This window comes from Adlercreutzia muris, assembly GCF_041223505.1.
Taxonomy (GTDB): Bacteria; Actinomycetota; Coriobacteriia; order Coriobacteriales; family Eggerthellaceae; genus Adlercreutzia; species Adlercreutzia muris.
Window position 1 is genome coordinate 103,237 of the sequence record NZ_JBCLQK010000007.1, and the last position, 13,270, is coordinate 116,506.

The 13,270-nt window shown below is 67.7% G+C and carries 5 protein-coding genes; 3 read left to right on the forward strand and 2 right to left on the reverse strand.

Annotation, left to right across the window (positions count from 1 at the left end; translation table 11 throughout):
• Positions 1-32: 32 nt before the first annotated feature.
• The 3 genes from AAK988_RS08090 (at position 33) to AAK988_RS08100 (ending at position 12,040) form a co-directional block, all read left to right on the forward strand.
• The gene (locus AAK988_RS08090) at positions 33-4,772 is read left to right on the forward strand and encodes a hypothetical protein (RefSeq protein ID WP_369872473.1); all 4,740 of its coding nucleotides are present in this window, start codon (positions 33-35) and stop codon (positions 4,770-4,772) included.
• Positions 4,773-4,841: 69 nt separating this feature from the next.
• The gene (locus AAK988_RS08095) at positions 4,842-9,722 is read left to right on the forward strand and encodes a hypothetical protein (RefSeq protein WP_369872474.1); all 4,881 of its coding nucleotides are present in this window, start codon (positions 4,842-4,844) and stop codon (positions 9,720-9,722) included.
• 449 nt (positions 9,723-10,171) lie between these two features.
• Positions 10,172-12,040, forward strand: a complete 1,869-nt coding sequence (locus AAK988_RS08100; protein WP_369872475.1) for a flavocytochrome c — start codon at positions 10,172-10,174, stop codon at positions 12,038-12,040.
• A 99-nt stretch (positions 12,041-12,139) separates the two neighbouring features.
• Here the strand turns inward: AAK988_RS08100 and coaD are convergent, their stop codons facing one another.
• Both coaD and AAK988_RS08110 read right to left on the reverse strand, forming a co-directional pair.
• The gene (gene coaD, locus AAK988_RS08105) at positions 12,140-12,637 is read right to left on the reverse strand and encodes a pantetheine-phosphate adenylyltransferase (RefSeq protein WP_151429948.1); all 498 of its coding nucleotides are present in this window, start codon (positions 12,635-12,637) and stop codon (positions 12,140-12,142) included.
• A 217-nt stretch (positions 12,638-12,854) separates the two neighbouring features.
• The gene (locus AAK988_RS08110) at positions 12,855-13,187 is read right to left on the reverse strand and encodes a DUF5011/hyalin repeat domain-containing protein (protein ID WP_135970863.1); all 333 of its coding nucleotides are present in this window, start codon (positions 13,185-13,187) and stop codon (positions 12,855-12,857) included.
• Positions 13,188-13,270 lie beyond the last annotated feature (83 nt).

Here is a 13,270-nt window from a genome sequence, read left to right on the forward strand (position 1 = left end):
GGGAGCCCCTCGACATACCAAGGAGATGCACCATGACGAGAAGAGCCCTAAGACCCCTGCGAGCGGCCCTGGCTGCCGTGCTCGCCTGCGGCCTCATGCTTCCCACGGGCGCCCTGGCCGCCGAGGCCAGAGCTGGCGAAGCCGCCTCCGCGGCAGCAATCTCCCTGGCCGATGCCACCACCGCCTTCGCAACCGGCGGAGAAGGCACCGCAGTCATCGCCTCTGAAGAAGGACCTACGGCTTTCCCGCTCGACGCGACAGCGCAAGCGGCGGTCGCTCCAGGAGCCGGCTCGTTCACCATCGCCGACTTCACCATCTGGGGAGTGGACGGCGACACGGTGACCGCCGGCGACTTCGCCTACGACGAGGCAGCGAAGACCCTCACCGTTAACACGGATAAGCACTTCGCCATCCGAAACTCCGACCAGACCGCCGACGCCCAGGGCTGGCCGGCGGCGAAATCAGCAGTGGGCATCTTCATTCCCGCCGAACGTGACGCGCACATCACCTTGGCCGGCATCGGCATTCTGGGGAAGGCGCCCCTCGACTTGGAAACAGGAGCCTCCTGCTCCCTGGTGCTCGCCGACGGAGCGAAAAACATCTTCCAGGCCAATTATCCCAGCGGCGATGCCACCACCGACAATCGCGCCGTGCTTCATTGCGGCACTGGATCGTCCCTCTCCATCGATGACGCCGTGGCCAATCGCACGGACAAGGGCACGCTCATAACTCCCGTCGACGGCCTCATGCCGAAGAATCCCGATCTCGACCCCGACGACCCCGCGGCCCTCGAGCCCTATCATCTTGAGAACGGCACGGAGGTGCAGGTGGGCGATCCGCTCACGAAGATGGACGGCGCCAATCCCGGCGAGCTGCACGCCGAGCACGTCGGCAACGGCATGGGGGCGGCCATCGGCTCGCCCTATGGCGAAGCAGGCGGCAACATCACCATCAACGGCGGCATCATCACCGCCATCGGAGGCCGCAACGACCGATCGGGTTCGGGCACCCACGACTGGGCGGCGGGCATAGGGTCGGCCGGCCCGGAAGGCGCCGACGGCACCGGTCCCGACGAGTGGATCACCATTAACGGAGGCCGCGTTGCCGCACAGGGCGCCTACCACGGCCCCGGCATCGGAGGCGGCCCCGTGCAAGCGAAGACCGGGAACATCCGTATCAACGGGGGCTACGTCATCTCGAATGGCGGCGACCACGGCCGCGGCTTCGGCACCGGCTGCGACGGCGGCAACAGCTCAGAATACGAGATTATCCTCACGGGCGGCACGCTGTTGCCCACCGGAGGCCGCGCCTACAAGCCCGCCGACATCGGAGCGCCGGGCGCCAAGGTGACCATAACCGGCGGCTCTATCGGCAACAGCCTGGGGGCGGGCTCCTTCATCTTCGACGGCAGCGCCACCAACGACCAGGGCGAACCCATCAAGATGGTGGAGATCGACCTCACGAGCGATGTGGGCGCCGAAACCTACGCGCTCACCGATTGGCAGCTGAAGGTAGACGGCAAAGAGTACGACTACGGCGCCCCGGCCGAGTTCGACAAGGGGCACCTGTACCTGTGGCTGCCCGAGCAGGTCATCCAAAACAGCGAGATCACCGTCGACTTCACCTACCTGAATACCGACAAGCTGGACGAGAACGGCAAGCCCACCGAGATCACTCCTCTCCCCCTCTTCCGGCCGCCCGGAACCGGCACCGACGGCAAGCTGCGCCGCTACGCCGATTTCGAACTGCCCCAGAAGTACCTGGAGAAGCTGAAGAAGTACTACGATGGCGAGCCGTTCAAAGCCTATGTCATCAGCGACGAAAACAAGCTAGCCACCCTGGAGGAGATCGGCAAGGACCCGGACACGGGCGAGCCGATCTACCGCGAGCTCACCAACGGCGACGCCGTCACCTACAAGTACCAGCTGTTCGACCGCCTGCCCGGCGGCGACACGGAGCCCCAGGCCATCGGACCCGAAGTGGACAGCGACAAGGACATGCCCACGGACGCGGGCATCATGAAGTTCACCATGACCTCCACGGAATTCTCGAACACCGAGGGCTTCAAGGAGAGCTACTGGGGCCACCGCGCCACGGGCTGGTGCGTCATCGAGCCCACGAACTCCGCCGTGGCCCTCGTTGAGGCCCAATGGGTGGAAGACTCGGCCCCCGGCGAAGAGCACCACGACTCCGACAAGGAGCTTCAGGTAAACGCCCGCATCAGCCGCGCCAAGACCGACCCGGTCGGCGTGGCCACCAAGCCCACCTGCGCCGCACCGGAGGGCTACGTGCAGCTGTTCGTGGACGGCGAGGCTGTGGGAGAGCCCATCGAGATCCTCTTCGAGGACAAACCCGCCACCACCCGGGCCGCCACCGAGGCCGGCAAGAAGAACGCCGAGCGCAAGGGCGACGACACCACGGGCCATTACACCGATTTCACCTACGTGTTCAAGCCCTCCGACGCCGACTTCCTCGTACCGGACGCCACCGGCGACGGCAAGCACAAGGTGTCGGTGCAGTACCTGCCGCCGAAGAGCGGCGACACGGCCCCGGCCAACTACCGGGAGAGCGTGAACCCCGCTGACGACCCGGAGAGCGCCCCGAGCGATACTGTGGCCATCAACCCCATCGACCCAAAGCCGTCGATCGTCCCCGACGACCCCTCCAATCCCGCCGACACCGAGATCGAGGTGAACCCCGATCCGAAACCGGTTGACCCCTCAAAACCGAGCACCACCGTGTACACCGGCACCATCGAGACGGTCTATCAGAAGCACGGCGAGGACGAGCCAAATCCCGGCCGCGTGACGCTGAAGCTGGATACCCCCTCTTCCGGCCCCATCACCGTGACCACTGAGGACGGGCGCATCATCACCGCCGATGTCGTGCGGGACGACGAGGGCAACCCCGTGCGCGATGCCGATGGGAAGATCACCCTGGTCGTCGATCCCGAGGCCATCGGCAACACGAAGCTCACGGTAAGCCAGGCCCCCAATGGCGCCTACACCGGCACCGTGTTCGAGTTCGACGTGACCGTGAAGCCGAACCCGCAAATCGCCCCCGAGACGGCCGTGACCAAGACCGCCGAGAACCTCACTCACCCGGACGGCCCCACCCAGCCCGGCGACCGCATCCGCTACGTCGTGAAGGCCACGAACAGCGCCGCGGGCTCTGCCTGGAACGACGTGGTGCTGGTCGATCCCCTGCCGAGCTGCCTGGAATTGGACAGGGGCACCGTGCACCTGACCAATCCCTCGCAGGGCTTCAACAAGGAGCTCGCGAGCGCCACCGGCGCCCCGAAGCTCGGCGAGTACAAGCTGGAAGCCGCCGGGGCGGACGGCAAGCGCACCCTTACGGTACCCGTCGGCGCGGTCTACGGCGAAGGCGAGGCGACCCTCACCTTCGAGTGCACCGTCAGAACCGATGCTGCCGGGCGCGACATCGCCTCTGACCTCGCGAACATCGCCAGCGCCACAGGCACGCGCCCCGACCCGGACAAGCCGAGCCAGGAGCTGCCCGAGAACCCCGATCCCTCCGATCCAGCGCTGCCGGCCGGACCGGCCACGGTGGCGCCGTCCGACCCCTCCACCACGCTGTCCAAGACGGTGGAGAACGTCGCGAACCCCGGAGCCAAGGTGACGAAGCCCGGCGACGTGCTGCGCTACACCGTGTCTCTCAAGAACACCGGCGCCGCCCACAGCTGCCTGCTGAACGCCGTCATCGCCGACCCGCTGCCGGCAGGCATGGAACCGGTGGCGAAGTCGCTCAAGCTCGTCCTGTCCGACGGCCGCGAGATCGCCGTGGACGACAGCGCCTACGACAGGGCATCCCGCACCATCGCGGTGACCGCGGGCGATCTGTGGGGCGGCGAGGAGGCACGGCTCACCTTCGAGGTGACCGTCGGTGCCGACGCCCTGGGCGCCGACAATGCCAACGTGGCCTTCGCCCATGGCACCGTGCCCTCGATCGGGCCCGACAGCGTGCCCGCCAATCCCGATCCGGGAAAGCCGACCACGCCCCCGGCTGGCGAGCCGACGGAGGGCACTGAGCCGGTAGAGCCGCCCGTCCTCGTGGGCACCGATCCCGCCGAAGGCGACATCACCCTGGCCAAGGAGGCCGAGAATACCACCCGCAGCGACGGGAAAACCTATGTGGGCGACATCGTGCGCTACACCGTGACGCTCAAAAACGACGGCCCGGCCACCAGCTGGATGGACGCCGTCATCCGCGACGACGTGCCCGCGGGCCTGGAGCCGGTGAGCGAGAGCATCCAGATGACTCTGGCCGACGGCACGGTCGTCCCCGTTTCCGACGAGGCCTACGACGACAAGACCCGCATCCTAGCCGTGGCCGCGGGGCACCTCTACGGCGGGCAGGCAGTCACGCTCGTCTTCGACGCGCTGGTGACCGAAAAGGCCCTGGGGGCCGACATCGGCAACACGGCCCAGGCCCTGGGCGTACCGCCCTCAGCCTGGGATCCGGACGGGACGCACCCCGAGGCGGGGCAGCCCTTCGACCCGCCGGCGGGCTGGTCGTCCTTCGAGCGCGAGAGCGAGCGCGTGGTAAGCCCCACCGCCTACGCCCCCGGCACCAATGAGAAGGGCGGCGTGATCCCGGCCGAGGGCGACCCCGACGAGGGCACCACCATCCGCGCCAAGCGCCTCGCCCAGACCGGCGACGACCTGGCGGCCGGCTTCGCCCTGGGGGCCGGGGCGGCCCTCGCGGCGGGCACCGCCCTCCTCGCCCGCCGGCGCCTGCGCCGCGCCCGCTAAACGTTCCCCCGGGGCTTCCGCCGTCCACCCAACCGGCGGGAGTCCCTCGACATACCAAGGAGATGCACCATGACGAGAAGAGTCCTGAAACCCTTGCGAGCGGCCCTGGCCGCCGTACTCATCTGCGGGCTTATGATGCCCGTGCAGGCCTTCGGCGCAGTGCCCGATGGGTACGCCCACCCCGCCGACGCCTGCGCCATCGCCGTCACCGGCGGTACCGAGGGCGTCGACTACTACTATGAGAACGTCGACTACGTGCGCGAGCACCCGGCCAACGGCAACCCGGCCGCCTCGACAGGCCCCTTGACTTCGCATCTCAAGAAACTCGTTATCTGCTCCGATACGCCCCTGACCCTCTCCACCTCAGGTACCCCCACGGATGGCACCATCTGGATTGCGCCCGGCACCCAGGCCGACCTCACCTTCGATAACGTGAACATCGAATCGGACGTTCCCGTCCATATCGAACGCAGCCGCAACGCCGACGGCGCAACCGTCTCCCCCGAGACGAGCCTGCATATCACGCTGAAGGACAACTCGACCAACACGCTTCAAGGCACCCCCGGCGGCTACTCCCCCGGCATCCATTGCGGTGAGGGCACTCATCTCGTCATCGACGATGCGGTGCGCAACGTCGATACCAGCGGCAATCCCATCACACCCCAGGACGGCCGCATTCCCGCCGGCACCACGTTCGTAGACAACGAGGGCATCCAGCGCACCGCCGTCCATAACAGCTATGATAGTCTCACCCTCCTGGAAACCAAGGAGGTGGGGGGCAAAACCGCCGGCAGCCTCACTGTGCGAGCCGGGCACCAGGCCGCCGGCATCGGCAGCACGAGCTTCGAGAACTCCGGCGACATGACCTTCAACGGCGGCGTTATCGACACCAAGGGCTTCGTCGTAACCGGCTCGAGCGCCGATGACGACCATTACGGCGTCGGCGCCGGCATCGGCTCCGGCGAGGGCGGTGGCGGCACGTACACCACCATCAATGGCGGCCGCATTACCGCCCAAGGCGCTTACCACGGCGCTGCCATCGGCACGGGCCTGGCCGCCTGGTACAACACCAGCTGGTGGGGCCGCAAGCAGGCCTATCTCTTCCAAGATTCCATCGACAGCGGACGGGTGGAGAGCAACGCCAGCGCCCCCGACTCACAGTTGAGCACCGGCACCATACGCATCAACGGCGGCTGGATCAACGCCATCGCTCCCGTGCACGGCAACGCCATCGGCCGCGGCTGCGCTACCGACAACCGCAATGGCGCCATCATCATCTCCGGCGGCACCATCCTGCCCGACAGCTCGAAGAGCGCGGCCAGCTTTGTGGATATCGGCGGCCGCAACGGGTACGTCGTCGTTACCGGCGGCTCGGTGCAGACCGTGGAGGACGGCTCCAAATTCGAGAACAAGGATGCCTACGGCTATGCCTATGGCAGCTTCTCCCACAACGATGACGGCAGCCTCGTCGTGGACGAGAGCGACGACAACAAGGTGTTCATGATCACCATCGACCTGGGCAGCGAGATCGCGAAGCGCAACAACGAGGCCGGCATCACCGACAGCAACCTGGACGAGCGCATCACCGACTGGAACCTCAAGGTGGGCGGCGCCGACTACCCCTACGGCGCCCCGGCCCGCTTCAGCAACGGAAAGCTGTTCCTGTGGCTTCCCAAGACGGCCACCGAGAAGGAGATCACCGTCAACCTCTCCTACACCGACAAGAACGGCACGGTGCAGAAGATCGAGCCTTTGTTCCGCGACCCCGATACCGGCCAGGGAGGCACCACCCTCAAGCGCTACATCGACTTCGAGCTGCCCGAGGACTACCTCGCCAAGCTCACGAAGTACTACGACGGCACCCCCTTCGGCGCCTTCGAGCTGAGCAAGCAGGACCCACCGCTGACGGGCCTGGTCACCGACAGCAACGGCGACCGCGTGAGCGATGGCAAGGAGCTCACTGACGAGAGCGCCGTCAGCTACAAGTACCAGCTCTACGACAAGCGCGGCGGCACCCCGCTCGGCACCGAAAGCGAGATCGTAGACGAGATGCCCTCGGATGTGGGCGTCATGAAGTTCACCATGGACTCCACCCAGTACGCCACCCCCGGCTCCGACTTCGCCGTCAGCTACTGGGGCCACCGCGCCACGGGCTGGTGGGAGATCAAGCCCACCACCTCCTCGGTGGAGATCGTGGAGGCGAAGTGGGTGAACGGCCAGGCCGGTAGCGTGCAGCACCCCTCCGACATGGAGCTCGCCGTGACCGCCCGCATCAACCACGGCGAGAAGGATCCCGACGGCAAGGCCAACAAGGACAGCTGCAAGCCGCCCGAGGGCCGTGTGCAGCTGTACATGGACGGCAAGAAGGTGGGCGAGCCCATCGAGATCCTCTTCGAGGACAAGGCCGCCGCGCCCATCACCCGCGCCCTGGAGGACGACCCCATCCGCGCGGCCTCCCGCGCCGTGACCCAGCCCGGCCAGAAGAATGCAGATCGCATCGTGAACGGCAACGGGGGCGGCCACACGCTGTTCACCTACACCTTCAAGCCCTCCGATGCCGATTTCCTCGTGCCGGACGCCACCACCGACGGCAAGCACGTGGTGTCGGTGCAGTACCTGCCGCCGGCCGAGGGCAGCACCGCCCCGGCCAACTACCTGGAGAGCGTGAACCCCGCCGACGATCCCGAGGAAGCCCCCAAGGCCGACGTGGCCATCGAGCCCATCGACCCGAAGACCGACATCGGGGCCGCTGGCGAGCCCGGGGCCGATCCCACCCTGCCGCCGCCCTCGGCCACCCTGGACCCCGACCCCACCCCCGACGACCCCGACGCCGACCCGACCAAGCCGGGCGATAAGACCTATGAGGGCGATATCGCCACCACCTGGGACAAGCCCACCGATGACAATCCGCACCCCGGCCGCGTAACCCTGACCATCAAGACCGACTCCTCCGGCCCCATCAGCATCGTCGGCGAGGACGGCAGCCTGTTCGACGCCGACTTCATCCGCGACGAGAAGACCGGCGAGCCGGTGCGCAACCCCGACGGCACTTACACCATCGTGCTGGATCCGAAGACCGTGGGCGAGGGCAAGCTGACCATTCAGCAGAAGCCCAACGGCGCCTACACGGGCACCACCTGGGATTTGGATGTGACCGTGGGAGCGAACCCGAAGATCGCCCCTGCCCCCAAGCTCGCCAAGAAGGCTGAGAACCTCACGCACCCGGACGGCCCCACCCAGCCCGGAGACCGCATCCGCTACACCGTGGAGGCCTCCAACGGGGCGGCCGGCTCGGCATGGACCCAGGTGCTCATCACCGACCCGCTGCCGGCCTGCATGGTGCTGGACGAGGCCACGGTGAAGCTGGATAACCCGCGGGACGGCCTCGCGAGCAAGCCCCTCGAGCGCGCCGCGGCGGTGACCGCCGCCGACACGGGCAAGTTCTCGCTGTCGGACCCCGGCGCCGGCAGCCGACGCACCCTCGCGGTGCCGGCGGGCATCGTCTGGGGCAGGTCCTCGGCCACGCTCACCTTCGAGTGCACCGTGGCCGCAGGCCTGGACTTCTCCGACGCCGACGCCGTGGACCTGGGCAACGTGGCCTCTGCCGCGGGCAAGCGCCCCAACCCCGACGACCCGGCCGGCCCCGATGTGGATTTGGACCCCGACCCGGGCGCGAAGCCCGGCGAGGGCCCGACGCCCTCCACTCCCCCGGCCTGCCCGGCCGGCCCCGAGACCGTGGCCCCGGCCGACCCGGGCACGGGGGCCATCGAGACCGACAAGGCCGTGGAGAACCTCACGGATCCAGCCGCCAAGGTCACGCGCTCGGGAGATACGCTCCGCTACACCATCACCCTGAAGAACAAGGGAGAGGCCGACAGCTGCCTGCTGAACGCCGTTATCGCCGACCCGCTGCCGACGGGCATGGAGCCGGTGGCGAAATCGATGAAGCTAACGGTGGGAGACCGCGAGATCACCGTGGATGACGCCGCCTACGACAAGGCCTCGCGCACCATCGCGGTGACCGCTGGCGACCTGTGGGGCGGCCAGAGCGCCGTGCTCGTCTTCGATGTGATCGTCGGGAAGGAGGCTGTGGGCGCAGACAACGCCAACGTGGCCTTCGCCCACGGCACGGTGCCCTCCGTCGGGCCCGATTCCATTCCCACCAACCCCGAGCCCGGCCATCCCACCACCCCGCCGACCGACGAGCCCGTGGCCGGCACCCCGTCGGCCGAGCCGCCCATCCTCATCGGCGACGACCCGGCCGACGGCGATGTAACGGTGGCCAAGACCGCCGAGAACACCACGAGCGCCGACGGCAAGACCCGGGTGGGCGACACCGTGCGCTACCGCATCGTGCTTGCGAACGAGGGGCCGGCCACAGCTTGGATGGACGCCGTCATCCGCGACGACGTGCCCGCTGGCCTGGAGCCGGTGAGCGAGTCCATCCGCATGACTCTGGACGATGGAACGGAGATCGCAGTGCCCGACAGCGCCTACGATGACCGGACACGGCGCCTGTCGGTGGCCGCGGGCCATCTGTACGGGGGTCATGAGGTCGTTCTCACCTTCGACGCCGTGGTGACCGAGGAGGCTGTGGGGGCCGACATCGGCAACGTGGCCGCTGCCCTTGGCACGCTGCCCTCCCAGTGGGATCCCGACGGGACCCACCCCGCCGCCGGCGAGCCCTTCGACCCGCCCGCGGGCTGGGAGGCCTTCGACCGCGTAAGCGAGAAGGTAGAGAGCCCGGCGGCCTACCCGCTCGGCACCAATGAGAAGGGCGGCGTGCTGCCGGCCGAGGGCGACCCCGACGAGGACACCACCATCCGCGCCAAGCGCCTCGCCCAGACCGGCGACGAGCTGGCGGCCGGCTTCGCCCTGGGGGCCGGGGCGGCCCTCGCGGCGGCCCTTGCCCTCCTCCTCGCCCGACGACGCCTGCTCCGCACCCGCTAGAACCGGGACGAAAACGGGCACCCGCACCGCAACTGCCCGGCACCCTGGGCCGTATGCCCAGCCCCAGACGTAGGTGCCCGGCAGCTGTCCACCCGGCACCACGCCCCTCGCGAAGCCGCCCTCGGGCGGCTTCGTCCCTTTTCGGGTCGAAATATGCCGGCCCAGGGCCCGTGGGGGCATCGCCCCCGCCCGCGTTCTCATCCCTTCCCCACCCTGTAGCACGATGAGGCCCGCGTGCAGAGACAATTTCATAACGCACGTTTCAAGATAGGAACACATAATATGCACATGCACAACACTGATCTATTGACATAGGGTTATATCGCCGTGACGCCTTAAAGTCTACCCAAGGCATTCGCCTGGGCTCTCGGCGAATTGAAACCACGGCTGGGTCGAGCGGCTTTCCGGATGCTGACAATCCGCAGTGCCGATATAAGGAGGCAACGATCATGACCCGCACATCCGCCCACGTTCCCACAAACGGCATCTCCCGCCGCACCTTCTGCAAGGGCGCGGCCGTGCTCGGCATCTGGGGAGGCCTGGCGAGCTTCGGACTTTCCGGTTGCGCACCGCACACCGGCAGCGAGGAGGCAGCTGCCGGCGGTTGGAAGGCCGGTACCTACACCGCCGAGGTGACAGGTCACAACGCCCCTTACACCATGACCGTGACGTTCTCCGACGATGCCATCACCGCCATCGACACCACGGCCAATCAGGAATCCCTCGGCGTGGGCGCCGATGCCCTGAAGGCCCTCTCCGACCAGGTTGTCGAGAACCAGACCATCAACATCGACACCGTGACCGGCGCCACCCTCTCCTCCATGTCGCTTCAGGAGGGCCTGGCCGACTGCGCCGAGCAGGCCGGCGCTCTGGAAGCCCTCCAAGCTGCCGACGCCCCGGCCAAGCCGGCCGTAGAGGCCACCTACGACACCGACGTGTGCGTCGTGGGCGGCGGCGGTGCGGGCCTTGCCTCGGCCATTGCGGCCGTGCAGGCCGGAGCCAACGTCATCGTGCTAGAGAAGTGCGGCATCACTGGCGGCTCCACGAACGTGTCCGAGGGCGCGCTGAACGCCGTGGATCCCGAACGCCAGGGCAAGCAGGGCATCGAGGACTCCATCGAGGTGTTCTACGACACCACCATCAAGGGCGGCCACGAGCAGGGCACACCGGAGCTGGTGCACTACCTGACCGACAACGCTCTCGACTCCGTCCACTGGCTGGAGAGCCTGGGCGTGGAGTTCAAGGACGAGTGCGGCAGCGCCACGGGCTCCCTCGGCGAGCGCAGCCACTACCCGGCCACCCCGTCGGGCAACACCTACATCCGCTCGTTCCAGCAATTCATCGCCGACAACGCCGACAAGATCACCCTGCTCAACGACATGCAGGCCACCGAGCTCATCACCAACGAGGCCGGCGACGTGGTGGGCGTGAAGGCCCTCTACGACGGTACCGGCGAGGTGACCGTGAACGCCAAGGCCACGGTCATCGCCACCGGCGGCTTCGGCGCCAATGTGGAGTACCGCCAGTCGGTCAACGACGGCGTGTGGAAGGAAGTCGTGCTGGATGATTCCATCGGCTGCACCAACATCAAGCCCTGCGCCCAGGGCGAGGGCCTGGCGCTCGCCGAAGGGGCCGGCGCCGAGCTCATCGGCCTGTCCGACATCCAACTGCACCCCTGCGGCACTCCGGGCACGGGCCTCATGGAGGATATCCGCACCTCCGGCCGCAACCGCATCTTCGTGAACAAGGAGGGCAAGCGCTTCGTGAACGAGGGCGCCGAGCGCGACGTTTTGTGCAAGAACATCTTCGCCCAGCCCGATGGCACCTACTGGGTGGTCGTGAACACCCTGCGCTACCCCGACCCCGACGAGCCCGATGCCAACGGCGCCACCATCAACAACATGCTGGCCCTGCAGCACATCGTGACCGGCGAGACCGTTGACGAGCTCGCGAAGGCCATGGATGTGGACGCCGCGAACCTGCAGGCCTCCATCGACGCCTACAACGCCGTGGTGGGCGGCGCCGAGGACGAGTTCGGGTTCGTGGCCGACAACACCGCCGATGCCGAGATGGTGGACGGCCCCTGGTACGCCTGCCGCAAGGTGCCCACGGTGCACCACACCATGGGCGGCATCCACGTGAACGTGGAGTCCGAGGCCGTCTCCGCCGACGGCAAGGTCATCCCCGGCCTCTACGCCGCCGGCGAGGTCACGGGCGGCATCCACGGAAGCAACCGCCTGGGCGGCAATGCCATCGCCGACTGCATGACCTTCGGCCGCAACGCCGGCACCAACGCCGCGAAGTACGCGCTGGCCTAAGTTCGGTCGGATCAGCCTCATTTTCATTCGGGAACACGGAAGGCGCCCCTCGGGGCGCCTTCTGCTCATTGACGGCAGAGACCGCGAAGATCCATACCCCTAGCGCTGCGCCTCCGCCAGCTCGGCGTAGCGGCGGCGCAGGGCCTCGGCCGCAGCAGGGGTGACGAACTGCGACACATCGCCGCCCAGGGACGCGATCTCGCGCACGATGGACGACGACAGGTACATGTGCTGGGGCGTGGACATGATGAACAGCGTCTCCAACTCTTGGTCGAGCTGGTAGTTCAGGGCCGTCATCTGGAACTCGTACTCGAAGTCGGTGATAGCCCGCAGGCCCTTGACGACCGCCTGGGCCCCCATGCGATGGGCGAAATCCACGAGCAGCTCATCGAAGGGCTCCACGGTGACGTTGGGCAGATGCGCCGTGGCCTCCCGGGCCAGGGCCACGCGCTCGTCCAGGGACAGCAGCGGTCGCTTCTTCGCCGATACGGCCACGGCCACCACCACCTCGTCCACCAGCTGGGCGGCCCGCGTGATGACATCGAGGTGCCCCACCGTGATGGGGTCGAAGGTACCGGGGGTGAGCGCACGCTTCACAGCAGCTCCTTTTCTCGGGAGACCATCCCGCCGCAGCGGGTTTTTCGCACGGCCCAGTGTACCTGATTTGCCGGAAGCGCCGACTTCAATCCAGCGAAGAGAGCGATGCGGGCCGGCAGAAAGCCCGCCGGACGAGCCAGAGCCCGCGGCTCTGACGAAGAGGAGCGGCCCCGAGGGCCGCTCCCGTGCGGGTGACTTTGAGCAGAGAGGCTCAGCCTCAGGAACGGCGCAGACGGAGCCGAGCGCCCAGAGCCGCCCCTACGCCGAGAAGGGCCATGGCGCCGGCCGCCACGGGCCATGCACCATCATCGCCCGTAGCGGCGAGCAGCCTCAGGCGGGTGGTGCCGTCGGAGCCGCCAGCCTCCTCCCCTGCCGGCTCTTGAGGGGCCGAAGGATCGCGCAGGGCCTCGTCAGCGCCCACGATGTAGGTGCGTCGCACGATGCTCACGTTGCCGTCATCGTCGATATAGGTGGCCGTCACCACATAGGTGCCCGGACGGCTGGGGTCGATGGCATCGACCTCCTCACCGTCGCGGGTGATGGAGATCACCGGATCGGTCTTGGGGATGTCGGGCCGGTCGCCGAACTCCTTGCCTATCGGCGCCCTGCGGTGCGAAAAAGCCGCCCCGATAA

Coding starts and splice junctions, on each gene's coding strand:
- AAK988_RS08095 (WP_369872474.1), top strand. CDS start 4,842: ATGACGAGAAGAGTCCTGAAACCCTTGCGAGCGGCCCTGGCCGCCGTA.
- AAK988_RS08100 (WP_369872475.1), top strand. CDS start 10,172: ATGACCCGCACATCCGCCCACGTTCCCACAAACGGCATCTCCCGCCGC.
- AAK988_RS08090 (WP_369872473.1), top strand. CDS start 33: ATGACGAGAAGAGCCCTAAGACCCCTGCGAGCGGCCCTGGCTGCCGTG.